Annotated in this window: 26 protein-coding genes; 7 read left to right on the forward strand and 19 right to left on the reverse strand. The window is 75.3% G+C overall.

Going from position 1 to position 23,708, the window contains the following annotated elements; all coding sequences use genetic code 11:
* Positions 1–11: 11 nt before the first annotated feature.
* On the reverse strand, positions 12–206 hold the full coding sequence (locus AB2U05_RS32795) for a hypothetical protein (RefSeq protein ID WP_369185169.1): 195 nt from the start codon (positions 204–206) through the stop codon (positions 12–14).
* 109 nt (positions 207–315) lie between these two features.
* Positions 316–1,053, reverse strand: a complete 738-nt coding sequence (locus AB2U05_RS32800; protein WP_052707549.1) for an STAS domain-containing protein — start codon at positions 1,051–1,053, stop codon at positions 316–318.
* Between the two features lie 177 nt (positions 1,054–1,230).
* Between AB2U05_RS32800 and AB2U05_RS32805 the strand changes: the two genes are divergently transcribed.
* On the forward strand, positions 1,231–1,845 hold the full coding sequence (locus AB2U05_RS32805; protein WP_369185170.1) for a hypothetical protein: 615 nt from the start codon (positions 1,231–1,233) through the stop codon (positions 1,843–1,845).
* On the forward strand, positions 1,842–2,381 hold the full coding sequence (locus AB2U05_RS32810; RefSeq protein ID WP_369185171.1) for a hypothetical protein: 540 nt from the start codon (positions 1,842–1,844) through the stop codon (positions 2,379–2,381). Before AB2U05_RS32805 ends, AB2U05_RS32810 begins: the two co-directional genes overlap by 4 nt.
* Positions 2,382–2,492: 111 nt before the next feature.
* Here the strand turns inward: AB2U05_RS32810 and AB2U05_RS32815 are convergent, their stop codons facing one another.
* From AB2U05_RS32815 to AB2U05_RS32825, 3 genes are all read right to left on the reverse strand, one after another.
* Positions 2,493–2,660, reverse strand: a complete 168-nt coding sequence (locus AB2U05_RS32815) for a hypothetical protein (protein WP_045700301.1) — start codon at positions 2,658–2,660, stop codon at positions 2,493–2,495.
* 167 nt (positions 2,661–2,827) lie between these two features.
* A complete protein-coding gene (locus AB2U05_RS32820; protein WP_369185172.1) occupies positions 2,828–3,784 on the reverse strand; it encodes an NmrA/HSCARG family protein in 957 nt (318 codons plus the stop codon).
* Between the two features lie 12 nt (positions 3,785–3,796).
* On the reverse strand, positions 3,797–4,012 hold the full coding sequence (locus AB2U05_RS32825) for a hypothetical protein (RefSeq protein ID WP_369185173.1): 216 nt from the start codon (positions 4,010–4,012) through the stop codon (positions 3,797–3,799).
* 282 nt (positions 4,013–4,294) lie between these two features.
* Between AB2U05_RS32825 and AB2U05_RS32830 the strand changes: the two genes are divergently transcribed.
* Positions 4,295–5,338 (forward strand): homoserine dehydrogenase, encoded by a 1,044-nt coding sequence (locus tag AB2U05_RS32830; RefSeq protein WP_369185174.1) that lies wholly within the window; start codon positions 4,295–4,297, stop codon positions 5,336–5,338.
* A 37-nt stretch (positions 5,339–5,375) separates the two neighbouring features.
* On the opposite strand, the gene AB2U05_RS32835 is transcribed toward AB2U05_RS32830, so the two are convergent.
* From AB2U05_RS32835 to AB2U05_RS32850, 4 genes are all read right to left on the reverse strand, one after another.
* On the reverse strand, positions 5,376–5,732 hold the full coding sequence (locus AB2U05_RS32835; RefSeq protein WP_369185175.1) for a DUF488 domain-containing protein: 357 nt from the start codon (positions 5,730–5,732) through the stop codon (positions 5,376–5,378).
* A 41-nt stretch (positions 5,733–5,773) separates the two neighbouring features.
* Entirely contained in the window at positions 5,774–6,211 is a 438-nt protein-coding gene (locus tag AB2U05_RS32840; protein WP_369185176.1) for a universal stress protein, read from the reverse strand.
* 110 nt (positions 6,212–6,321) lie between these two features.
* Positions 6,322–6,789, reverse strand: coding sequence for a hypothetical protein (locus AB2U05_RS32845; protein WP_369185177.1), 468 nt, complete (start codon positions 6,787–6,789; stop codon positions 6,322–6,324).
* On the reverse strand, positions 6,786–10,376 hold the full coding sequence (locus AB2U05_RS32850; RefSeq protein ID WP_369185178.1) for a hydantoinase B/oxoprolinase family protein: 3,591 nt from the start codon (positions 10,374–10,376) through the stop codon (positions 6,786–6,788). The genes AB2U05_RS32845 and AB2U05_RS32850 overlap by 4 nt, the downstream gene beginning before the upstream one ends.
* 143 nt (positions 10,377–10,519) lie before the next feature.
* Here AB2U05_RS32850 and AB2U05_RS32855 point away from each other — a divergent pair, with 143 nt between their 5' ends.
* Positions 10,520–11,086, forward strand: coding sequence for a DUF4240 domain-containing protein (locus tag AB2U05_RS32855; protein WP_369185179.1), 567 nt, complete (start codon positions 10,520–10,522; stop codon positions 11,084–11,086).
* Positions 11,087–11,099: 13 nt separating this feature from the next.
* On the opposite strand, the gene AB2U05_RS32860 is transcribed toward AB2U05_RS32855, so the two are convergent.
* The 4 genes from AB2U05_RS32860 to AB2U05_RS32875 all read right to left on the reverse strand — a co-directional run bounded on the left by AB2U05_RS32860 (position 11,100) and on the right by AB2U05_RS32875 (position 13,921).
* Positions 11,100–11,729, reverse strand: coding sequence for a hypothetical protein (locus AB2U05_RS32860; RefSeq protein WP_369185180.1), 630 nt, complete (start codon positions 11,727–11,729; stop codon positions 11,100–11,102).
* A gap of 113 nt (positions 11,730–11,842) precedes the next feature.
* Positions 11,843–12,106: a hypothetical protein gene (locus AB2U05_RS32865; protein WP_369185181.1), complete on the reverse strand. Its 264-nt coding sequence runs from the start codon at positions 12,104–12,106 to the stop codon at positions 11,843–11,845.
* A gap of 10 nt (positions 12,107–12,116) precedes the next feature.
* Complete coding sequence (locus AB2U05_RS32870; RefSeq protein WP_369186033.1) at positions 12,117–13,382, reverse strand: MFS transporter; 1,266 nt, start codon at positions 13,380–13,382, stop codon at positions 12,117–12,119.
* The gene (locus AB2U05_RS32875; protein WP_369185182.1) at positions 13,379–13,921 is read right to left on the reverse strand and encodes a MarR family winged helix-turn-helix transcriptional regulator; all 543 of its coding nucleotides are present in this window, start codon (positions 13,919–13,921) and stop codon (positions 13,379–13,381) included. Before AB2U05_RS32875 ends, AB2U05_RS32870 begins: the two co-directional genes overlap by 4 nt.
* A 190-nt stretch (positions 13,922–14,111) precedes the next feature.
* Between AB2U05_RS32875 and AB2U05_RS32880 the strand changes: the two genes are divergently transcribed.
* The 3 genes from AB2U05_RS32880 to AB2U05_RS32890 all read left to right on the forward strand — a co-directional run bounded on the left by AB2U05_RS32880 (position 14,112) and on the right by AB2U05_RS32890 (position 17,950).
* A complete protein-coding gene (locus AB2U05_RS32880; protein WP_369185183.1) occupies positions 14,112–14,891 on the forward strand; it encodes an SDR family oxidoreductase in 780 nt (259 codons plus the stop codon).
* Positions 14,892–15,057: 166 nt separating this feature from the next.
* Positions 15,058–15,729 (forward strand): hypothetical protein, encoded by a 672-nt coding sequence (locus AB2U05_RS32885; RefSeq protein WP_369185184.1) that lies wholly within the window; start codon positions 15,058–15,060, stop codon positions 15,727–15,729.
* A 49-nt stretch (positions 15,730–15,778) separates the two neighbouring features.
* Positions 15,779–17,950: a bifunctional polysaccharide deacetylase/glycosyltransferase family 2 protein gene (locus AB2U05_RS32890; protein ID WP_369185185.1), complete on the forward strand. Its 2,172-nt coding sequence runs from the start codon at positions 15,779–15,781 to the stop codon at positions 17,948–17,950.
* Here AB2U05_RS32890 and AB2U05_RS32895 read toward each other — a convergent pair whose 3' ends face one another.
* The 6 genes from AB2U05_RS32895 to AB2U05_RS32920 form a co-directional block, all read right to left on the reverse strand.
* Complete coding sequence (locus AB2U05_RS32895) at positions 17,951–18,364, reverse strand: nuclear transport factor 2 family protein (protein ID WP_369185186.1); 414 nt, start codon at positions 18,362–18,364, stop codon at positions 17,951–17,953.
* A 40-nt stretch (positions 18,365–18,404) separates the two neighbouring features.
* Positions 18,405–19,652 (reverse strand): ATP-grasp domain-containing protein, encoded by a 1,248-nt coding sequence (locus AB2U05_RS32900; RefSeq protein ID WP_369185187.1) that lies wholly within the window; start codon positions 19,650–19,652, stop codon positions 18,405–18,407.
* Positions 19,653–19,663: 11 nt separating this feature from the next.
* Positions 19,664–20,854, reverse strand: coding sequence for a hypothetical protein (locus tag AB2U05_RS32905; RefSeq protein ID WP_369185188.1), 1,191 nt, complete (start codon positions 20,852–20,854; stop codon positions 19,664–19,666).
* A gap of 6 nt (positions 20,855–20,860) precedes the next feature.
* Positions 20,861–21,700 carry an oxidoreductase gene (locus tag AB2U05_RS32910; RefSeq protein WP_045695237.1) on the reverse strand — a complete coding sequence of 280 codons (840 nt, stop codon included), beginning with the start codon at positions 21,698–21,700 and terminating at the stop codon, positions 20,861–20,863.
* A gap of 138 nt (positions 21,701–21,838) precedes the next feature.
* A complete protein-coding gene (locus AB2U05_RS32915; RefSeq protein ID WP_369185189.1) occupies positions 21,839–22,972 on the reverse strand; it encodes an aminotransferase class I/II-fold pyridoxal phosphate-dependent enzyme in 1,134 nt (377 codons plus the stop codon).
* The gene (locus AB2U05_RS32920; protein ID WP_369185190.1) at positions 22,969–23,622 is read right to left on the reverse strand and encodes a transcriptional regulator; all 654 of its coding nucleotides are present in this window, start codon (positions 23,620–23,622) and stop codon (positions 22,969–22,971) included. Before AB2U05_RS32920 ends, AB2U05_RS32915 begins: the two co-directional genes overlap by 4 nt.
* Positions 23,623–23,708 lie beyond the last annotated feature (86 nt).

Genomic DNA, 23,708 nt, shown 5'->3' on the forward strand with positions numbered 1-23,708 from the left:
CTCGGCCGCGGTCACTCGGCCGCGCCGAGGGCCCGTGCGCCGGGGCAGTGCGGGTCGGGGCAGGGCTCGGGCTGCCAGGCGCCGGCCCGCGGGCCGTCCAGGGCGACGACCGCGCCGAGGATCCAGCAGCGCGGGTGTCCGCAGACCGGGCAGGGCTGCGCGAGGGCGCGCGAGGGGGCGGGGCCGGAGGCGGGTGTGGTGGTCATCTCGGTCGCTCCTGACAGATCGGGCGGGTGGGACGCCCGCGCCGCCGCGGGCGTCCCACCAGGGCGTCTGCCCGGATCAGGAGGATCCTCACGCACCGGACCGCGGCGGTCAGCGGGCGCGCAGGGCGTGCTCGCACTCGTGGCAGCGCCGGTCGGCCAGCGGGGGCGGGTACCACGGCTCGCCCGGCCGGGTGGGCCGGTAGTGCGAGTGCTCCATCGGAGCGCTCTCCAGCCCGCAGAGCGTGTACGGCTGCGGGTCCTCGGGCACGTCCGGATCGGCACCGGCGGCGTGCACCGCGAGCACCGCGGGCCCGACCCCTTCCGGGCCGAGCTCCCGTTCCGGCTCCAGCTCGAAGAGCACGACGATCGATCCCATGCGTCGAGGCTCGGGCACCGCCGCCGCCCCCACATCCGGGGTGGGCCGTCCGGGGCGGGGATCACCCGCGGCCGTGACAGCGTCCGCGCGGCCGTCGTGGAGGGCCGCGCGGACGCTGTCACGGACGGTGAACAGCCGGTCGGTGCCGGTGATCTCCAGGAGCCGGCCGACCTGGGGCGGGAGGGCGACCAGGACCAGCCGGGTGCCGGCCAGTGCGGCGCCCTGGTGGGCGGTGACGAGGGCGTCGAGTCCGGCGGAGTCGCAGAAGCCGACCCCGGCCATGTCGAGGACCAGTTGGGACGGACGGTTCCGTGCGGCGCGTGCGAGGGCGTTCTCCAGCCTCGCCCGCTGGCGGTTGTCGACCTCACCTTCCAGGCGGCACACGACGTCCGTCGCGGTCGCCAGCACGGTGATGCGCAGGGCGGGCCCGAGGGCGCTGCCCGCGCTCGTCGGGATGGCGCGTCTGGACACGAGCGGGCTCCCTCCTCCGGGTTCCCTCCTCGTGAGGAAAGCTGTCCGCCGGGCGGCTGCCCGGTTGCGGGTGCGGCAATCACCCGGTGGCGGGTGCGCCCGATTCCTCCCGACATGGGCGTTTCGAACGGTCGACTCCGGGCAGTGGCGCGGGACCTAGGAAACAAGGAGGGCCCGATGTCGACAGGAGAACTGGTCGCGATCATCGTGCCGATCGCCGTCGTGGTGGTCCTCGTCGCGGCGGTGCTGTGGTTCGTCAACCGCCGCCGCCGGCTGCGGGAACGCTTCGGCCCCGAGTACGAGCGGACCGTGGACCGGTCGGACAGCAGGCTGGCGGCCGAACGCGAGCTGCGGGAGCGCGAACTGCGCCACCGTGAGCTGGACATCCGACCGTTGACGGTCGAGGCGAGGCAGCGCTACGGCCGGGACTGGACCCATGTGCAACAGGAGTTCGTGGACCGGCCCGGCGAAGCGGTGCAGGACGCCGACCGCCTGGTCACCACGCTCATGCGGGACCGCGGCTACCCGACGGAGGACTACGAACAGCGGCTGCGCGACCTGTCGGTCGCGCACGGCCGCACCCTGGAGCACTACCGGGCCGCGCACGCCGTCAACAGCCGGGCCGACCGCGGCGAGGCCACCACCGAGGAACTGCGCGGCGCGATGGTGCACTACCACGCGCTGTTCGACGAGCTCCTCGACGGCGGTCCGGGCGGGACGGGCGGCCCGGGCGAACCGGGCGAACCGGGGAGGGGCGGGACGGAACGAGGCGGAACGGAGCGACCGAGATGACACCGATGAACCACGACGACGAGCGACGGACGTCGACCGAGGACATCCTCGCGGGTGTGCGGGCCGACGAGGAACCGGGGACGCGGGAACGGCCCGTCTACCCCGGCGAGGCCACCACCGCGGCGCAGGAGCCGCGGACGGACGATCCGGAGCGTCCGGAGTACGCGGAGGACCGGGAGGAACCGGACGGCGGAGCGGAAGCGGCCGGAGGAACGACCGGCCGGGCCGTCGAGGGCGAGCCGCGGGCCGACGGCGACCGGGAGGGACACGACCCCCTCCTGCCGCCGGACGAGGCGGACGAACTGCGCACCCGGTGGCAGGAGATCCAGACCCGCTTCGTCGACGACCCTCGCGAGGCCGTGCGCGACGCGGACGAGCTGGTCGCCGATCTGATGCGGCGCCTGGCCGAGTACTTCGCGGGCCGCAAACAGGGCCTGGAGAGCCGCTGGAACCGTGACGGGGAGACGGACACGGAGGAGCTCCGCATGGCGCTGAAGCAGTACCGCGCCTTCTTCGACCGGCTGCTCAGCAGCTGAGCGGACGGTCGAACGGGACCGGAGTACGGGACCGGAGCGGCCCTCGGGCCGCTCCGGTCCCGTACTCCGGAGCCGGTCAGGGCCGGCCCCGCTCGGAGGCGGTGCGGATGGTCACCATCGGTACCACCGGCCGCGGCTGCCGCCGCTTCCCGCGGTGAAGACGAATCCGAGGACCCAGATGACGAGGACGGCCAGGGCGATCCACCACAGGATGTGGATGGCGAAGCCGGCGCCGCCCAGGATCAGGGCCAGGAGCAGGACGAGGACGAGGATCAGCACGGGAATCGGCCCTTTCTTCTTCTTCGAGGTACGGACGTTCGGACACGGCGTGTGCCCGACCAGGGCCGATCCATTCAGCTGCGCACGAATCCGTTTTCGCGTATTTCGTGACATCCCTCCGCCGCCGCCCGTGCCGACGCCCGTACCGTCGGTGACCAGCACGGAGGTCAGTCGGCCAGCGCCGCGCGCAGTTCCGCGCGGTGGGCCGTCAGCCAGTCGCCGAAGTCCTGGAGCTGCGGGTCGAGCAGCCGGACGGAGGCCGGGTCGCGCGGGGCGAGGAAGCGGCGCTCGCAGTCGGCGTAGTACTGGAACATGTTCCCCGCCTCCTGCGCCCCCGGGAAGTCCTGCGCCCGGAACGCGTCCGGGGTCAGCGGCCGGTACGTCACCGGCTCGCCGAGGGCGGTCGTCATGGCCGCCGCCATCTCGGTGAGCGTCAGGGCCTCGCCGGCGATGCTCACGGTGGCGCCGATCAGGTCGGTGCCCCGCCGCAGGATCGCCAGGGCGGTGCGCCCGACGTCCTGGACGGCGATGCCCGCGAGCCGGCTGGTGCCCATCGGGAGGACCAGTCGCAGGGCACCGTCCTCGCCGCGCTGGGGGTGGAACGGGCCGAGCAGGTTCTCCCAGTAGAACGTCAGCCGCAGGAAGGTGGTCGGCACCCCGGCGTCGGTGAAGTAGCGGTCCGCCTCGGCCTTGCCGTCGAAGTGCGGCACCTTGAAGCGGCCCTGGAGCGTGGGCATCCGGTCGTCGTCGAGCGGGATGCAGTCCCGGGTGTCCTCCAGCGTCGACCACACCGCGTGCTGGAGGCCGGCGTGCTCGGCGGCGAGGGCGAGGGCCTTCGCCTGGGCCTGCTCCCGGTCGGCGGACATGTGCTCCCAGAAGTTGGTCACCAGGTACGCCCCGTACGCGCCGTCGAAGGCCCGCTCCAGGCTCGGCGGATCGTCGAGGTCGGCCCGGACCACCTCGGCGCCCTCGCGTTGGAGGGCCCGGGCGGCGGCCGACTCGGGGTGCCGGGTGACGGCCCGGACGGCGAAGGCGCCGTCCGGTTCGGCGAGGGCGGCGGCCGCGACGGAGCCGCCCTGACGGCCGGTCGCGCCGAGGACGGTGATGGTTCTGCGTGCTGACATGGCTCAGCCCCCTCACGGTGCGGCGGTGTCCGCCGCCGGGGGCTCCGGCTGGTCCGGCCGGTCCTCGTCGTCCCGGCCGGCGGCCGGCGCGTCGGCGATCGACGGCCGGGGGTGCGGCGAACCGCCGCCGTCCAGCGGCGAGCGGTCGGGTTCCTCGTGCGGGGGGTGGCGGCGGTCGGTCGTCCGCCCGCGCATCGCCACGGCCCACGACCTTCGTCTGACGGTCATCACGGCCTCCGCTGGGTCCGGGGCGGGCGCCCGGTGCCCCGCCGGTACGGCGCGGCTACCCGCCTCGGTGCCGGCCAATCCGGCCCGGCCGCAGGCCCACCGTGGTCCCGGGGCCGGAGCCGGGTACCACGGTGGCGTTGGCCGCCCCGGCGGTCGTTCCGGAACCGGGACGTACGGAGCGGCTGCCCCGGATCCGCGTCGGCAATCGTCGGCAATCCCCGGCCCGGCCCCCGGGGCTTCGGCCCGCTCGGGGCCGATGGCCCCCGGGGGTATCCTGCCGGGATGCCTTCGTCACACGGTAGGACCAGCACACCGCCGGGACCGGTCGAGGACCCGGCCGTCGTGCTGTCGGGCTACGGGCCGGTCGGCCGCGCCTACGCCGAGCGGCTGCTCGCCCGGGGCGAGGAGATCGCCCGGGAGCACGGCGTCCGGCCGAGGCTCGCGGCCGTACGGGTCGGAACCGCGCAGGTCCTGCCGCCGGACGGCGAGCCCGTCCCGGCGCGGGAGGCGTGGAGCCCGCTCGCGCCGCTGGAGCAGACCCTCGAACGGACCGGCGCCCGGGTGCTCGTCCAGGCCCTGCCCTCCTCGCCGCAGGCCCGGCAGCAGGCCGCCGAGGAGGCCGCGCTGGCGCTGCGCCGCGGGGTCCACGTGGTCACCGCGACCAAGAGCCACCTGCTCAGCCACTGGCGGGAGCTCGGCGAGGCCGCGCGGGCCGGCGGCAGCCTGATCCGGATCTCCGGGGCCACCGGCGCCGCCCTCCCGGCGGCGGACCTGGCCCGCACGGGGGTGCGCGGCCTCGGCTGCCGGACGATCCGGGCCTGCCCCAACGGGACGGCCACCTTCGTCCTCGACCGCCTGGCGGCCGGCGACGGCCTGGCCGAGGCGGTCCGCGAGGCGCAGCGCCGCGGCATCGCCGAGGCCGACCCCTCGGCCGACCTCTCCGGGGCCGACGCGGCCACCAAGGTCCGGCTGCTCGCCGCCCTCGTGTGGGGCTGGGACCCGTCGACCGTGCGCGTCGACACCGAGCCGGTGGACGAGCGGGCCGGCCGGGAGGCGGCGGCCGCCGCCGCGGACGGGCTGCGGCTGCGGGCGGTGGCGAGCGCCGCCGCGGACCGCCCGGCCGTGGTCGAGGTCCGGCTGGAGCGGACGGCCCCCGGCGACCCGCTGCACGGGCTCACCGGGCCGGAGAAGGCGGTCGTCTACGGCTGCCCCGACGCCGGGGACATCACGGTCAGCGGCGGCCGGTCCAGCCCGCTCGGCGCGGCGCTGGCGATGCTGCGGGACACCCTCGACGTCACGGCGCCGCGCCCGTTCGGCTTCGGCTGAGGCGCCCGCCGGTCACCGCTCCCGCGCCGTCAGCCAGTCAGCCAGTCAGCCAGTCGGCGAGCACGGCGGCCTGGCTGTGGTCCACGTCCTTGGTGGCGGTCAGCAGGGTGAGCGTGTCGTGGGCGGCGAGGTCGCGCAGGTGCCCGGCGGCCTCGCGGTGCCCGGCGTCCCGCAGCTCGGCGAGGTAGCGGCGGCGGAACTCGGCGAAGCGCGCCGGGTCGTGGCCGTACCAGCGGCGCAGCTCGGTCGACGGGGCGACGTCGCGCAGCCACTCGTCGAGGTGGGCGTCCGCCTTCGTCATCCCGCGCGGCCAGACGCGGTCGACCAGCACCCGCTGCCCGTCCCGCGGCGAGGACTCCTCGTAGATCCGGCGGTAGGCGATCCGTGCGGCCACGGCGGGCTCCTCTCGATCGTGCTCGGCGGCCCGCCGGGCGGTCACTGCGCGCGGACGATGACGACCGGGCAGGCGGCGTGCTGCGCGACGCGCGTGCTCACCGAGCCGAGCAGCGCCCGGGTGAAGCCGCCGTGGCCGTGGCTGCCGACCACCAGGACCTCGGCGCCCTGCGCCGCCTCCAGGAGGACGTCGGTGGGGTCGCCCAGCACCATCGCCCGGCGGACCGGGACGGGCTGGTCCGGGCCGATCACGGTGTCCAGCTGGTCGGCGAACCGCCGGTCGGCCAGCTCCCGGTCGAAGGTGGGGTCGACCACGGGGGCCGACCAGCCGAAGTGGCTCGGCGGCTCCCAGGCGCCGACCGCGTCCACCACCCCGCCGAGCAGCGCGGCGTGCCGGATCGCCCAGCGCAGCGCGGCGTGCGAGGACGGCGAGCCGTCCACGCCGACCACCACGCGGGGAGCGTTCTCGTTCGCGTCCATGTCCACCGTCCTGTCGCTCGTCGCCCCTTCCTCACGGTGCGGGCCGACCGACGCCGCCGCCAGTACGGCCCGGCACCCGGGTGACCCGGCGGCGGCGACGCACGTCGACGCTACGGAGCTGATCCGGCGGTGCCGCCGAGCCGCAGCTGGACGGCGAGGAGTGGCCCTTGGTGGTCGCGGTGCTCCTCGGAGAGGGGGCCGAGGGCGGCCAGGGCGTGGAGCATCGTGGTGACGTCGTCGGGGGTGCCGAGGAGGTCCGCGGTGATGCCGCCGACCGCGGTGAACCCGTGGCTCGTGGGGGCGGTGGTGGAGACGTCGAAGGTCTGGGAGACGGCCGGGGCCGGGCCCGGGGCCCGGACGGCTTCGGCGGCGCCGTCCGGGCGCGGTGCGGCGATCGTCCAGGTGCCCTCGGAGGTGAGCGTGGGCGGGTCGTCCCACGGGTTGCCGAGCCTGGTGCGGCCGCGGCCGGTGTGGGTCGGGAAGACGGCTTCGAGCCGGTCGAGGACGGCGTCGGCCGCGGTCGGCCCGCCGTCCGTGAGACGGACGAGCACGTGGCCGGGGGCGAGGGGCACGCTCATCGGCTGTCCTCCTGTTCGCCGTAGCCGCCCCCGCCGGGGGTGCGGAGTTCCAGGGCGTCGCCCGCGTTCAGGTCGGCGCTGCCGCAGCCGGGGAGGTCCTCGACGGTGCCGTCGGCGCGCAGCACGCGGTTGGCGCCGAGGGCGCCCGGGGAACCGCCGGCCAGGCCGTACGGGGGGACGCGGCGGTGGCCGGAGAGCAGGCTGACCGTCACCGGTTCGCGGAAGCGCAGCCGGCGCAGGGCGCCGTCGCCGCCGTGGTGGCGGCCGGCGCCGCCGCTGCCGGGGCGGACGGCGAACTCCTCGACCAGGACGGGCAGGCGGTGCTCCAGGACCTCGGGGTCGGTGAGGCGGGAGTTGGTCATGTGGGTCTGCACGGCGTCGGCGCCGTCGAAGTCCGGGCCGGCGCCGGAGCCGGAGGCGACGGTCTCGTAGTACTGGTGGTCCGCGTTGCCGAAGCTGAGGTTGTTCATCGTGCCCGAGCCCTCGGCCTGCACGCCGAGCGCGGCGTAGAGCGCGCCGACGACGGCCTGGGAGGTCTCGACGTTCCCGGCGGCGACGGCGGCCGGGTACTCGGGGGAGAGCATCGAGCCGGGCGGGACGACGATCTCCAGCGGGCGCAGGCAGCCGTCGTTGAGCGGGATGTCCTCGGCGACGAGGGTGCGGAAGACGTACAGCACGGCGGCGGTGACGACGGCGGAGGGGGCGTTGAGGTTGCCGTCGAGCTGGGGGGAGGTGCCGGTGAAGTCGATGACGGCGCGGCGCCGTTCGCGGTCGACCCGGACTGCGACGGCGATCACCGCGCCGGAGTCCGTCTCGTAGCGGTAGGAGCCGTCCGACAGGCCGTCGACGGTCCGGCGCACCGCCTGCTCGGCGTTGTCCTGGACGTGCCGCATGTAGGCCTGGACGACGTCGAGGCCGAAGTGCCCGATCATCGCGCCGACTTCGTCGACCCCCTTGCGGTTGGCGGCGATCTGGGCGCGCAGGTCGGCGAGGTTGGTGTCCGGGTCGCGGGAGGGGTACCGCGCCCCGGTGAGCAGGCGGACGGTCTCCGCCTCGCGCAGCCGCCCGTCGACCACCAGCGGCCAGGTGTCGAAGAGCACGCCCTCCTCCTCGATCCGGCGGCTCCCGGCGGGCATCGAGCCGGGGGTGATGCCGCCGATCTCGGCGTGGTGGCCGCGGGAGGCGACGAAGAACAGCACCTCCTCGCCGGAGTCGTCGAACACGGGCGTCACCACGGTGACGTCGGGCAGGTGGGTGCCGCCGTGGTACGGGTCGTTGACGGCGTAGGTGTCGCCGGGGCGCAGCTCCGGGCCGCGGCGGCGGATCACCTCCTTGACGGTGGTGCCCATCGAGCCGAGGTGGACGGGTATGTGCGGGGCGTTGGCGACCAGGTTGCCGTCCGGGTCGAAGAGGGCGCAGGAGAAGTCCAGCCGCTCCTTGATGTTGACCGACTGGGCGGTGGACTCCAGCCGGGCGCCCATCTGTTGGGCGATCGCCATGAAGAGGTTGTTGAAGACCTCCAGCAGCACCGGGTCGGCGGCGGTGCCGACGTCCTCCCCGGCCGTGGCCCGGACCCGTTCGAGCAGCAGGTGCCCGGCGGGGGTGAGGGCCGCCTCCCAGCCGTCGTCGACGACGGTGGTGGCGTTGGCCTCGGCGATCACGGCCGGGCCGGTGACGGTGTCGCCCGCGCGCATCGACTCCCGCTGGAGGAGCGGGACTTGTCGCCGCTCGCCGCCGGTGTGCAGGGGCACGGTGGCGGGCTCGGCGGGGGCCTCCGGTGCGGTGGTGCCGGCGGCGAGGGCGTCGAGGCCGGGCTGCTCGGTGACACCGGTGCCCTCGACGGCCAGGGCCTCGATCACCAGCGGCCGGTCCATCAGGAAGGAGTAGGTGGCCCGGTGCCGCTCCTCGAACTCGGCCCGCATGGCGGCCGGTTCGGACAGCGGCACGCTGATGGTGGCGTCGGTGCCCCGGTATCGCAGCCGGGCCCGGCGGGCCAGCCGGATGCGGTCCTGCGGCACGCCCTGGTCGCGCAGCTCGCCGGTGGCGGCGGCCGCCAGCTCGTCCGCCCGGTCCCGGACGGCGGCCATCTCCCCGTCCGCCAAAGGCCGTTCGACGGCGTGCTCGCGCAGCACCGTGGTGTCGGCCAGGCCGATGCCGAGCGCGGACAGCACACCGGCCATCGGCGGGACCAGGACGGTGCGGATGCCCAGCTCCTCGGCCACCGGGCAGGCGACCTGGCCGCCCGCGCCGCCGAAGGTGGTCAGGGCGTAGCGGGTGACATCGTGGCCCTGCTGGACGGAGATGCGCTTGATCGCGTTGGCGATGTTGCCCACCGCGATCCGCAGGAAGCCCTCGGCGGCCTCCTCCGCCGACATGTCGCCGATCTCGCCCGCCAGTGCGGTGAACTGACGTGTCGTCAGTTCGGTGTCGAGCGGCTGGTCGCCGTCCGGGCCGAAGACCCGGGGGAAGTGTTCGGCCTGGATCCGGCCGAGCAGCAGGTTGGCGTCGGTGACGGTGAGCGGCCCGCCGCGCCGGTAGCAGGCGGGCCCCGGATCCGCTCCGGCCGAGTCCGGGCCGACCCGCAGCCGCTCCCCGTCGAAGCGCAGCACCGAGCCGCCGCCCGCCGCGACCGTCCGGATCGCCAGCATCGGCGCCCGCAGCCGCACCCCCGCGACCTGGGTGGTCACCACCCGCTCGTACTCGCCCGCGAAGTGCGAGACGTCCGTCGAGGTGCCACCCATGTCGAACCCGATCACCCGCTCGTAGCCGGCGAGTTCGGACATCCGCACCATGCCGACGATGCCGCCGGCCGGGCCGGACAGGATCGCGTCCTTGCCCCGGAAGTGCCCGGCCTCGGCGAGGCCTCCGTTCGACTGCATGAACATCAGCCGCACGCCGCTCAGTTCGTCCGCCACCTGCCGCACGTAGCGGCGCAGGCCCGGGCTGAGGTAGGCGTCCACCACGGCGGTGTCGCCGCGCGGCACCAGCTTCATCAGCGGGCTCGCCTCGCTCGACAGCGACACCTGATCGAAGCCGAGCCGCTCGGCGAGCCGGCCGATCTGCCGCTCGTGCGCCGGGTGCAGGTAGCTGTGCAGGCAGACCACGGCGAGCGAGCGGATGCCGTCGTCCAGGCAGGCCCGCAGCCGCTCGGCGAGCCCGTCCAGGTCGGGCGGGCGCAGCACCTCGCCGTCGGCGGTGATCCGCTCGTCGACCTCGACCACCCGGGCGTAGAGCGGCTCGGGCAGGGTGATCGCCCGGGCGAAGATCCGCGGCCGGTTCTGGTAGCCGATCCGCAGCGCGTCGGCGAACCCGCGGGTGATGACCAGCGCGGTCGGCTCGCCGGTGCGCTCCAGCAGGGCGTTGGTGGCCACCGTGGTGCCCATCCGGACGGCGTCGACGTCCGCCTCGATGCTCGCGCCCGGCGGCAGCAGGGCGCGGATGCCGGCCACCGCCGGGTCGCGGTAGCGGTCCGGATCGTGCGAGAGCAGCTTGTGGGTCAGCAGCCGGCCGTCCGGGGCGAGCGCGACCACGTCCGTGAAGGTGCCGCCCCGGTCCACCCAGAACTGCCAGCCCCTGGACGAGGCCATGACGGGCTCCCTCCACCGGGCCGACCCCGTCCCCAAGTATCCGGCCGGGTGGAGCGGGCGGGCAATCGGACCGGGGCGGCCGGGCCGGGGCGGCCGGGCGCTTCCCAGCGGCCTGTCGGTGGGGCCTGGCAGAGTCCCCGGTCATGGAGAGCGACGAGTTCTGGACCCTCATCGAGACGGCGCGCGCGGCGGCGGACCGGCCCTTCGACGAGGCCTTGACCGACGTGCTGGCCGGGCTGCCGTTGGACCGCATCCTCGACTACGACGAGCGCTTCGACGCCGTCCACGCGTCCGTGTACCGGTGGGACGTGTGGGCGGCCGCCGAACTGATCATCGGCGGGTGCTCCGACGACGGCTTCATCGACTTCCGCGCGGGCCTCATCGGCCTCGGGCGGGAGTGGTTCGAGCGGGTGGCGGCCGCGCCGGACTCGCTCGCCGAGCACCCGCTGGTCAGGGGTTCTGTGGAGGACCTGGAGGAGGCGCTGCTCCAGGAGGACGCCACCTACGCGGCGCTGCGGGCCTACGACCGGGTGACCGGGGTCGAGGGCAGCTGCTACGAGGCGCAGGAGGCCCGGGCGGCGGCGCGGCCGCAGCGCGCCGACGTCGAGCCGGACATGGGCGAGTCCTGGGACTTCGCGGACGACGGCGAGATGCGGCGGCGGCTGCCCCGGCTCGCGGCGCTCTGCCTCGACCGGGACGGCGAGGACTGACAGCGGGCGGACCTCAGCGCGCGGCGCGGGCGAGGAGCCCGGTGTGGCGGACGACGGCCGCCGCGCGGTCGGCGCACTGCTGGTAGCAGCAGGACAGCAGCACCAGGTCGGCGGTGTCGACCGGGTCCGTTCCGCGGTCCGTCTCCGGGGCCAGCAGCAGCTCGTACAGCCCGCGCTGCCGCCGACCGACCTCGGGCAGCTGCGCGAGGACGTCCGCGGTGTCCTCGGGCGCGCCGGACTCCAGAGCGTCGGCCGCCCGCGCGACCAGCTCCACGGCGGCGCCCGCGAGCCCGCGCAGGGGCGGGCGCAGCCGCTCGTCGAACGGCTCGCGCTCCTGGCGCGCCCAGGCGGCCTCCAGCAGGCGCTGCACCAGCTGCCCGAGCGCCTCCACCTCGCAGCCGACGTGCACGCCGAGGACGAGCCCGGTCGGGCCGCCGGGGACGGCGGCGGCGGCGTCCTCCTCGATCCGCTCCCGCAGCTCCGCCAGCGCCTTCTCGGCGGTGGGGATGCCGCCGGGGTCCTCGGGATCGGTGAGGACGGCGCTCGCCCCGCGCAGCGCGGTGTGCGCCAGCCGTACCAGGGCCGCCAACTCGCCGATCAGGGCGCGGTGCTCGCCGCGCGGGCCGCCGGACATGCCGCTCACTCCCGTCCTCAAGGCCCCCCGAAAGGCCCCCCGACCAGTGTCCCGCCACGGGTGTCCATCGTCGCGGCCACGGCTCGCGGCCACGACGGGCTCGCGCACGGGACCCGGGTGCGTCAGCGTGCGGCGCCGGCTTCCAGGGGCCGGTGGAAGCGCCCGGTGGCCCGGTGCCAGGCGAAGGAGCCGGCCACCGCCGTCTTGAGGGCGTCGACGTAGGTCGTGGCGCGGGCGGCCAGGGGCCCGGGGAGGCCGGCGTCGGCCAGGGCGCGGACGAGGGCGGGGGTGACGGCGTGCTCCAGGGTGCGGACCCGGGCGGTCAGCAGGCGGTCCGCCCCTCGGCGAGTCGACCGCCCGCGCCCGTTCGTTCGCGGGGCCCCCAACCGCCCGATCCTACGCGGCCGTTGCCCCCTCGCGCCCGGGATCCCGGAGCGCCGCCCCGCCGGTCACGGCCCGCCGCAGACCCGGCGTTCCGGCCGCTATCAGGGCGACGGCGCCGAGGCAGAGCAGCCCGCCCGCGACCACGGCCACCGTGCCGGAGGTGGCGCGCGCGACGAGCCCGCCCCGCAGGTTGCCGAGGTCCGGCCCGGCCTGCCCGACGATCTGCTCGACCGCCCCGACCCGGCCGAGCATGCCGCTCGGCGTGTGGGTCTGCACGAGGGTGCCGCGCGACACCACCGCCACGGTGTCGGCGGCGCCGGCCACGGCCAGGAACGCCAGGCCGGTCCACGCGTTCGACGCCAGGCCGAACAGCGCGAGGGCCGCGCCCCAGGCCGCCGAGCCGCCCAGCATCACGAGGCCCGGCCGGGGCAGCCGGGTGAAGCTCCCGGAGAGCAGCGACGCGGCGATGCCGCCGACCGCCAGCGCCGTCAGGAACAGCCCGAGCGTGCGCGGATCGTCGCCGAAGCGCTCCGCGTTGACCAGCGGGAACAGGCTGATCGGCATGGACAGCACGGTGGTCGCCAGGTCGGTGAGCAGCGCCCCGCGGACGACGGGCGTGCGGGCCAGGAACGCCAGCCCGTCCGCGACGCCGCGCAGCCCCGGCCGGGCCGGCTCGTCCCCGGGCCCCAGCCGGGGCAGCGCGAGCGCGCCGTGGCAGGCGGCGAGGAAGGTCAGCGCGTCGACCAGGTAGCAGGCGCCGACGCCCCGCCAGCCGACGAGCAGCCCGCCCAGCGCCGGGCCCAGCAGCAGCGCGCCCTGGAAGGCGGCCATCCGCAGCGCCAGCCCGGCGGCCACCTGCTCCTTCGGCAGCAGCTGCGGGATGAACGTCCGGGACGCCGAGCCGCTCCCGGCCGCGAAGCAGGCCTGCGCCGCGACCAGCGCCAGCACCCCGCCGGCCGGCAGCCGGCCGAGGACCCCCTGCAGGGCGAGCAGCAGCGAGCACCCGGCCTGGCCGGCGGTGGTGACCAGGTAGAACGCGCGGCGGTCCACTCGGTCCGCCAGGGAGCCGGCGAACAGTCCGAGCCCGACCAGCGGCACCGCCTGGGCCAGGCCGACCGCGCCCGTCCAGGCGGTGCTGCGGGTCGCCTCCCACACCTGGAACATCACCGCGACCAGCGTCATCTGGCTGCCGAACCAGGACAGCGCCTGCCCCGCCCACAGCCGGCGGAAGACGGGGGACGCGCGCAGCGGCGTCACGTCCAGCAGCGCGCCCCTCAGGCGTTCCACGACGGGTCCTCGCTCAGCTTCTCGGCGATCCGGTCGTGGAAGCTCCGGCGCTCCAGGGCCCGTTCGAGGTCGGTGACGACCCGGCTCAGCGGGTACGGGACCTCGGCCTCCAGCTCGGCGAGCGCCGCCTCGGTCGCCCGCCACTCCGCCGCCAGCCGGCCGACGACGCCGTGCGCCCGGTCGGTGAGCGTCACCTTCTTGCTGCGCGCGTCCTCGCCGGGGACGGTCTCCACCCACCCGGCCGCCCGCATCGCGGCGACCTTCTGGCTGAGCGCGGAGTGCGTCCGGCCGACCGACTCCGCGAGCTCGGTGATGGTCATCGGCCCGAGGGCGTGCAGCCGGAGCAGTTCCATCACGTAGCTCGGCTTGAGCCCGTCGACCCGGGCCTCGGCGTAGAGCCGGCCGATCTCGGCGTCCATCGACGCCTGGAGGAGGCGCAGCGGGCGCCACAGGCTCTGCCGGGTGGGGTCGGGATCGGGGTCGGGGGAGGGGGCGGGGTCCGGGGTGGAGGTGCGGTCGTCGTCGGCCATGGCGCCATCGTAACGGCACTTATATAAGTACTGTTGTAATTCAATGAGAGGGGAGGCGGAGATCGCGAGGCCCGGACGGCATCGGTTCCGCGGCTCCGGGCATGCATGAGGGGTCGTCGGGCATCGGGCCCGGACGACCCGGAAGCGGCCCCGGACCGGGCCGGTGCGGTACGAACGGAGCAAAACGGCCATGGGCGAACCGGACGGCAGGACGGCACTGGTGACCGGCGGCTCGCGCGGGATCGGACGGGCGGTCGCACAGCGGCTCGCCGCCGACGGCGCACTGGTCGCGGTGCACTACGGCGGCAACGAGGAGGCGGCCGAGGAAACGGTGAAGTCGATCGCCGAGGCCGGCGGCCGGGCGTTCGCGGTGCGGGCCCGGTTCGGCGAGCGCGGCGCGCTGGACGAGCTGTTCGACGGCCTCGCCGCCGGACTGGCCGAACACGGCGAGGACGGCCTGGACGTGCTGGTCAACAACGCCGGCATCCACCTCGTCGGCTCGATCGGAAACCTCACCGAGGAGGAGTTCGACCGGGCGGTCACGATCAACGTGCGCACCCCGGTCTTCGTCATCCAGCGGGCGCTGCCGCTGCTCCGCGACGGCGGGCGGATCGTGAACGTGGCCTCCGCGGCCACCCGGATCGGCTCACCCCTCCAGATCGGCTACACCCTGAGCAAGGCGGCGCTGACGGCCCTCGCCGCGCCGCTCGCCAACGAGCTCGGCCGCCGCGGGATCACCGTGAACACCGTCAACCCCGGAGTCGTCCTCACCGACATGACGGCCGGGTGGACGAGCGCCCCCGAGGCGATGGCCGGGCTGGAGTCGATCACCGCCCTGGGCCGGATCGGACGGCCGGAGGACGTCGCGGACGTCGTGGGCTTCCTGGCCTCCCCGCAGGGCGGCTGGGTGACCGGCCAGACCGTCGACGCCTCCGGCGGCACGTACCTCGGGCCGATCCCGCCGGCCTGACCGGGGGCGGGCCGCGCACGATCCGGGCCGGGCGAAGAAGCACGCGGGGAGGTGTGACAGTCCGCACGGCGTCGGCGCTGAACCATACGACCAGCGCGTCCGTCCGGCCCGTTCCGGCCGCGCTCGGGCAGGCCCGTGAACCGACTACCTCCCTGGACTCGATGCCGTGACCACCCACCTGGACCATGCGTGGCCGATCGCCGAGCGAGCGCCCGCCGAGACGTTCGCCCACGGTGACGAGACGGCGGGGGCACCGACGGTCGAGCTGCCGGCCGTCGCGGAACCGGCCGTCGCGGAACCGGTCGTCGCGGAACCGGCCGAGCCGGCGCCCCCGCCGGTGTTCGTGGACGAGTCCGGGCGGCGGCAGCGCCGGATGCGGCGGCTCGGGGCGGTGGCGGCCGTGCCGGCGGGCGGGTACCTGGTGCTGCTGGCGAGCACGCTGCTCGGCGGCCCGACCGTGAACGCGCCCTTCCTGCCGCTGCCCCAGCCCGCCGCGCCGAGCGCGCCCGCTCCGGCGGCGGCGCCGTCCGACGCGCCGTCCGCCGCCCCGGAGGCCGCGGCGCCGCCGAGCGCGCCGCGGCCGGCGGCGCCCGTCCGCGCGGGCGGCACCGGTCAGGCGAGCACCGGTCAGGCGAGCGCCCAGCACCCGGCGACGGCCGGAACGGCGGCCCCGGCCGGGCACACCCCCGGCACGGCCGGCGCCCCCGCCGCCACCGGCGCACCGGCGCCGGCCGCCACGGCCGTGGCACCGCCGAACGGCGCCCCCGCCGGCACGCCCGGGCCCGCGCCGACGCACGGGCGACCGACCGCCCCGCCGGGCAAGCCCGTCAAGCCCTGAGCCCGACCGCCCTCCCCAGCACCGCCCGCACCCCCCGGAAAGCAGCACCATGAGCGCCGCCCGCCGCCGACGAGCCCCCGCCCGAAGCGCCCCCGCCCCCGCCCGCCGAGGCCGGCGCGGGGTGGTCCGGCAGGGCCCGGTCCGCACCCACTGGCTCCTGCTGACCGCCCTGCTGCTCACCCTCTCCGGCGCCCTCCTCCTCCAGGGCTACACCCAGCACAGCTTCGACGACCGCCCCGACCAGGCCGCCACCCCCTCGGCCGCGGACGGCGTGCCGGCGGCGGTCCGCGACGGCGGCCCGGTGATCGACGCCGCCGGCCCGCAGCCGCGCAGCGCCGGCCCGAAGCCCGGCACGATCGCGCTCACCTTCGACGACGGCCCCGACCCGCAGTGGACCCCGCAGGTCCTCGACGTGCTGCGCCACGAGGGCGTGCACGCGACCTTCTTCGTCGTCGGCACCCAGGCCGCCGAACACCCCGACCTGGTCCGGCGGATCGTCGCCGAGGGCCACCAGATCGGCGTGCACACCTTCACCCACACCGACCTCGGCCCGGCGCCCGGCTGGCGCCGCTCCCTCGAACTGCGCGAGACCCAGCTGGCACTGGCCGGATCGGCCGGGGTGACCAGCTCCCTGCTGCGCCCACCGTACTCGTCCAGCGCGAACGCCCTGGACGACCGCGAGTGGGACGCCGTGCGCCAGGCCGGGCACGACGGCTACCTGACGGTGCTCACCACCCAGGACGGCGAGGACTGGCAGCGCCCGGGCGTCGCGCAGATCGTGAAGAACCTCGACGCCGCCCCGCACGGCCCCGGCCAGGTCATGCTGATGCACGACGCCGGCGGCGACCGCTCGCAGACCGTCGCCGCCCTGCGCGTGCTGCTGCCCCAACTCAAGGCGCGCGGCCTGCACTTCGCGACCGTCAGCGAGGCGGTCGGCCTGGCCGACCCGGTCCACCCGGCCGGGGCCGCCGACCGTTACCAGGGGCTCGCGCTGATCTGGATCCTCCGGGGCGGCGACTGGGTGCTCACCGCGCTCGGCTGGTTGCTCTGGGCGGCGGGCGCGATCAGCGTGCTGCGGGCCGTCGCGGTGCTGGTCGCCGCGAACCGGCACAAGCGGCTGCGCCGCCGCGCCTGGGGGCCGCCGGTGACGGAGCCGGTGAGCGTGATCGTGCCCGCGTACAACGAGTCCGCGGGGATCGAGGCCGCGCTGCGCTCGCTGCTGGCCTCCGACCACCCGGTGGAGATCATCGTGGTCGACGACGGGTCGACGGACGGCACCGCCGACCTGGTCGAATCGCTCGGCCTCCCGTACACCCGGGTGATCCGGCAGGAGAACGCGGGCAAACCGGCCGCGCTCAACACCGGCATCGCGGCGGCGCGGGCGGAGCTGCTGGTGATGGTCGACGGCGACACGGTGTTCGAGCCGGACGCCGTCCGCCACCTCGTCCAGCCGTTCGCCGACCCCTCGGTCGGGGCCGTCTCCGGCAACGCCAAGGTGATCAACCGCGGCGGCCTGCTGGGGCGTTGGCAGCACATCGAGTACGTGGTCGGCTTCAACCTGGACCGCCGGCTGTTCGACCTCGCCCAGTGCATGCCCACCGTGCCGGGCGCGGTCGGCGCGTTCCGCCGCTCCGCGCTGCTGGCGGTCGGCGGCGTCGGCGAGGAGACGCTCGCCGAGGACACCGACCTCACGATGGCGTTCTGCCGGGCCGGCTGGCGGGTCGTCTACGAGGAGCGCGCCAAGGCCTGGACGGAGGCCCCCGCCTCGCTCGGCGCCCTGTGGCGGCAGCGCTACCGCTGGTGCTACGGCACCCTGCAGGCGATGTGGAAGCACCGCGGCGCGCTGGTCCAGGGCGGCCAGGCCGGCAAGTTGGGCCGCCGCGGGCTGCTCTACCTGCTGATGTTCCAGGTGCTGCTGCCGCTGCTCGCGCCGGTGGTCGACGTCTTCGCCCTGTACGGCCTGGTGTTCCTCGACCCGGTGCGGATCGTCGGCCTGTGGTCGGCCTTCCTGCTGGTCCAACTCCTCATGGGCGCCTACGCGTTCCGCCTGGACAAGGAGAAGCTCGGCCCGCTCTGGAGCCTGCCGCTGCAGCAGTTCGTCCACCGGCAGCTGATGTACCTGGTGGTGATCCAGTCGGTGTTCACCGCCCTCGCCGGGTCCCGGCTGCGCTGGCAGCGGATGCAGCGCTACGGCAGCCTCAAGGTCCCGGCGGGCGGCTGATCAGTCGAGCGCCGCGGGGGAGAAGTAGTCGCGCAGGTGGGCGATCCTCCCGTCACGGGTGCGGAAGATCTGGACCAGCGAGACGACCTCGTCGTCCTCGCCGTCTGCGCCGTCGAAGACCGTGTCGATCTCGGCGATGAACACCTCAGGGTCGGCGGTGGTGTGCAGCACGGCGGCGGACCTCGCGAAGTTCGGCGCCCGGCCGCCCTTCGGCGACCGCGCGTAGTACGCGGCCATCGCGGTCCGGATCGCCTCCCGGCCGACGATCCGCCGGGGAAGCGTCGCGCCGTCCGGCTGCAGCGGCGCCTCGAACACGCCGTCTTCGGTGAAGGTCTCGGCGAGCGCATCGGGATCGCGGCTCAGCGGACCGGCATGGACGTACCGCTGGAAGATCTCCTGCGGGGTGGGGGACACGACGACCTCCCTGGGCGCGGACACGGAAAGGCCCATCCCATCACATCGGCGCCGGGCCGATGTCGTACATCCCCGGGCCGTCCAGGTAACGCACCGTGTTGAGGTCGCGCTGCAGGACGGCGTCCACCGGGTGGCCGAGCGTCAGGGTGGCCGGGTACTCGCGGTCGTAGGTCGTCGCGGTGATCGCCTCGCCGGGCCTCACCAGCACGGTCAGGGAGCGGAAGCTCGCCAGCCGTTCGAGCCGGTCCAGCGCGCGGTAGGCCCGCAGCCGTCCCGAGGCCGGCGCGACCAGCGCCGCCCAGGCGAAGGCGTGCCGCCGCCGGTAGGGCCGGCCCGCCCGGGCGTGGAAGCGCTCGGGCCGGAGGTAGGCGTCGACGGTCCACTCCAGCTGGCCCTCGCCCAGGACCTCGCTCGTGTAGTGCGGCAGCCCCGAGACGCGGGCGCCCACCTCGACCAGCCGCGGCCCGTCCGGGGTGAGCTTGATCTCCAGGTGCGCCGCGCCGTACCGGATGCCGAGGGCGTCCAGCACCCGGCGGCCGTAGTCGAAGAGCTCGCCGACCGGCGGTTCGTCGCAGCGCAGCAGCACCTGCGCGGTCACCAGGTCCCGCACCCCGTTGGCCTCGATCCGCTCGGTGCGCCAGGCGTCGGTCAGCTGGTGCACACCCGCGCAACTGACGGTGTTCACGATGTACTCGGCGCCCACCAGGTACTCCTGGGCGACGACCTCGGTGATCGGCTCGCCCAGCACCGTACGGCGGCCGCGCAGCCCGCGCAGCGCGGCGACCGAGTCCTGCGGCCGGTCGCAGAAGGAGACGCCGGCACCCCAGTAGCCGCGCAGCGGTTTGACGACCACCGTTCCGCCCACGTCCTGGTGCCAGGCGTGCAGTTCGGCTTCGTCGCCGGTCCGCAGCTGCCGCATGCCCGGGACGCCCCGGGCCTTGATCGTCTCGATCTGCACGTACTTGTCGCGCCGCGCGCTGCTCAGGGCCGTGCCGTTGGAGGCCAGCCCCAGCCGTTCGGAGAGGGCGTCGGCGAGCTCCACCCCGGTCTCCCGGCCGGCCAGGACCGCGACCGGCCCCAGCGCGGCGAGCCGGGCGGTCAGGGCGTCCAACTCGCCGTCGTGGACGAGCACATGGCTGAAGGCCCGGTCGTCCACCGGATCGACCCCGACCGGAGACGCGGGCGTGCTCCGGACCTGGATCACCTCGCCGCCCACCGCGCCGAACGCACCGGTGAACCCGAAGGACGTGCCGAACGCGTCGACGACCGCGACACGGAGAGCTGACATCGGTTGCCTGCCTACGAGTTGGCCGGAGCGGAGCCGGGGTGGACGAGATCGGCGCGGAGCGCGAGGAGCCGGTACACCGCGTTGGTGAGCACGTGCCGGACGCTGAACCCCGAGGTGCCCGGGTCCCGGCCGTCCAGGATGTCGCGTTCGCCGTCCTGCGCGCGGATGTCACGGCGGGTCAGCCCGGTCCGCTCCCGGAACGCCTCGGGGAGCGCGTGCCGGGTGACGCCCAGGTGCGTCATCCGGAAGTCCACGAACCTGTCGATCACCCTGACCAGCCGGTCGCGGCCGGCGCCGTCGAGCACCAGCCGGCCGTCCCGCAGCCGCTGGAACACGTTCGCCCCGCGGACGGAGTCGCCGCGCCACCGCGCGATGACGGGCCGGGACCACGCGGGGAAGTAGGACATCGACTGGTCCAGGAAGATGCCGTACCCCTCCGAGGGCGGCAGCAGGGCCAGTTCGAGGAGCTGGACGCTGGGCATGAACGCACCGCTCGCGCCGCGCGGGCCGCCGGGATGGCCCATGTGGTACGGGCGGAACCGGTGGAACGCCTGCTGGGACAGCCTGCGGTACCTGGCCATGTACCGGGTGAACTCCGCGAGGCACTCGGCGACGTCGTCCAGGACCGCGGCCGGCCGGGTGGCGGCCGACCGGGTGGCGGCCTCCGGCAGGACCAGCGAACGCAGGCCGTAGGCGGCCGATTTCGCCCACGGCTCGGAGAGGTGGTGGCCGAGGTAGAAGTCCCGTTCGAGGGCGGCGTCCCGGCCCGCGGAGAACACCCGGACGTCCCCGCTGCGCAGGTACTCCTCGCAGTTGACGTCGATCAGGAGCTCATAGCTCAGATGGGGATCCAGGGCGGGGAACCTGCCGCACCGGTCGGAGATCAGCTCGGTCAGGGCGCGTGGCGCGGCCTGCGGGCCCGCGGGCGCGTAGCCGCTGAGCAGGAAGAGCAGGTCGAGCTGCAGCAGGCGGGCCGTCCGCTCGTCGTCCGCGGCGAGACGCTGCGCGGCGACGTCCCGGAGCAGCTGTTCCTGGGAATCGGCGAGTTGACGGTACGTCAGGCTCCCCGCCGAGATCTCGCCGAGCGCGGTGGGGAGGCCGTGCAGGACGTAGTCGCGCAGCGGTGAGCCCGAGCGGTCGGGGGCGGGGGAGGTGTGCGGCCGGGGGTGTGCGAGGTCGTCGAAGAGCTGGCTGCTGTTCACGTCCGCTCACTGCTCCGCCGGGAAGTCGGCGGCGGCGCTCGCCCCGGCCCACGCCCGTGCCTCCTCCGCGCGCGCCGCACCGGCGGCCAGGGCGGCGGTCACGGCCTGGGCGCCGAGCAGCAGCCGGCGTGGCGGGTCGTCGTGGCCGACGACGTCGATGATCACCCGGGCGGCGCGGGCCGGGTCCCCGGGCTGGGTGCCGTTGTTCTCCTGCCGGTACCGGTTCATGGCGCCGACGGTCTCCTCGTAGTCGGGCCCCACCGGGTGCAGCTCCATGGACGAGCCCTGCCAGTCCGTCCGGAAGGCCCCGGGCTCGACGATGACCACCTTCACCCCGAACGGTGCGACCTCGCCGGCCAGGACCTCGGAGAAGCCCTCGACGGCGAACTTCGCGCTCTGGTAGGCACCCATGCCCGGGGTGCCGCCGACCCGGCCGCCCAGGGACGAGAACTGCACGAACACGCCCGACCGCTGCGCGCGCAGCACCGGCAGCGCGGCCCGGGTGACGTTGACCACGCCGAAGAAGTTCGCCTCGAACTGCGCGCGGAAGTCCTGGTCCGTCATCTCCTCGATCGGGCCGCTGTTGGCGTATCCGGCGTTGTTCACCACCACGTCCAGCCGCCCGAAGGCCGTGACCGCGCCGTCCACCGCGGCGCGGGCCGCGGCCGCGTCGGTCACGTCCAGGCCCGCGGTACGGACCCGCGGCCCGAAACTGGAGACCAGGTCCGCCAGTTGTTCCGGCCGCCGGGCCGTCGCCAGGACCTGCTCCCCGCGCTCCAGGACCGCTTCGGCCAGGCGCCGCCCGAAGCCCCGGGAAGCGCCGGTGATCAACCACGTGCGAGTCATGTCAAGCCCCTTGTGCTCCGTCGTGAGACCCATCGGTCCTCACTGTCGCGGGGGTACATCCCCCGCACATCAGTCATCTGACGCTGAGTCGGAGGCGGTGGTGGGCCGGCGGGGTGACGGGCGGCCGCCCGGGCGGGGTCATCGCTTCGTGTGCAGCCAGTGGGTGAGGGCGGCCAGGCCCGCTTCGGGGTCGGCGCGGCCGATGCCGATGCGGAAGCGGTCGGTGGGGGTGGGGGTCAGTTCGGAGCGGTAGACGGAGGCCGGCAGCAGCAGGACGCCGGCTTCCTCGACGAGGCGGGTGCAGAACTCCTCCACGCCCTCGGGGCCGAGGTAGCGGGGGTAGGCGACGCAGCCGCCGTCCGGGGCCTGCCAGGCGAAGAGGTCGGGGTGCTCGGCGAAGAAGGCGTCGAAGAGGGGGAGGTTGCGGGCGATCAGGGCCCGGTTGCGGTCCAGGATGCCGGCGCGGGCCTTGAGGGCGATGCGGGCCAGGACCTCGCTGGGGGCGGAGTTGCAGATGGTGGTGTAGTGCTTGGCCCGCTCCAGGCGGGACAGCAACTCGCGGTCGCGGCAGGTGATCCAGCCGATCCGCAGGCCGGGCAGGCCGAGCGACTTGGAGGTGACGTTCAGCGACAGGGCGCGCTCGGACAGGTCGGCGGCCTGCGGCAGGGTGCGGGCCGGGTCGCGTTCCAGGCCGCGGTAGACCTCGTCGCTGAACAGGTGGATGCCGCGCTCGTCGCACAGCCGGGCCAGCTCGGTGAAGTCGGCGGCGCCGATGACCTTGCCGGTGGGGTTGTTGGGGAAGTTCACCGAGACGACCCGGGTGTTCGGGCGGATCGCCGCCCGCACCGCGTCGAGGTCCAGGGCCCAGTCCCGGTCGGGGTCGAGGGCGACGCCGGTGACCTCGCACAGGGCGAGCGGCACGGTCTCGGCCGCCTGGTAGTTCGGGGTCACCACCACGGCGTGGTCGCCCGCGTCCAGCAGGACGTTCATCGCCAGGTAGAGGGCCTCCTCGGCGCCGGCGAAGCAGATCACGTCGGCCGCGTCCGCCCGCTCGTACGTCCCGGCGACGGTCTCGCGCAGGGCCGGGTCGCCGTAGGTCTCGGTGTAGCCGAGCGACAGGTTCGCGAACGCGGCGCGGTCCTGGTCGTCGGCCAGGGCGAGCAGGTCGCCGAGGGTCATGGTCTGCACGTCGGAGGCGGTGAGGTGGTGGCGCGCGGTGAACTCCCAGCGGGAGAAGTAGGTCTCCAGGCGGAAGTCGGGCAGGCGGGTCATGGGGTGTCGTCCTTGGTGCCGGGGGTGCGGAGTTCGGCCAGCAGGCCGTACAGGGTGGACCGGGAGACGCGCAGGGCGGCGGCGACGGCCGGGGCGGCGCGGCGCACGGCGAACACCCCGGCCTCGTCCAGGCGGGCGAGGACGGCCAGCCGGTCGGCGCGGGTCAGCCGCTCGACGGGGCGGCCGCACTCGCGCACGTACGCGCCGACGACGTGCTGGACACGCTCGTTCCAGTCCTGCTCGAACAGCGGCTCCGGCCGGGGCGTCGTCGGCGCGCCGAACGCGGACAGCACGGCCGCGGCCTGCTCCAGCGGTGTGCGGTCGAGGTTGACGCACAGCACCGCGGCGGCCTTCCCGTCCGGCCCGCGCAGGACGGCGCTGACCGAGGACAGCCGCCGGCCGTCCGCGAGCACCTTCTCGTACGGGCCGAACACGTCCCGCGCGGACGGGTCGAGCGCGTCCAGCTCGCCCAGCAGCGAAGGGTCCCCGGGGCCGCGGGAGCCCATCGGGTTCCAGATCGCCAGGATCCGGTCGGTGTCCGGGTCGTGCAGCACCACCTCGGCGTACGGGCCGAGCAGCAGCGCGACGGCCCGGCCCACGGGCTCCCACAGCCGGACCCGGGGGTCGGTGCTCTCTTCGACGGTCTCCACGGTCTGGACTATACGTCCGAACTGGACGAAGCGTCCAGGATGCGGCCCGCGCCGCGCCATCGGCGGGGAAAACCGCTTGCGTGCGC

Origin of the sequence: Streptomyces sp. Y1, from assembly GCF_041053115.1 — a bacterium.
Classification (GTDB): Bacteria; Actinomycetota; Actinomycetes; order Streptomycetales; family Streptomycetaceae; genus Kitasatospora; species Kitasatospora rubellomurina.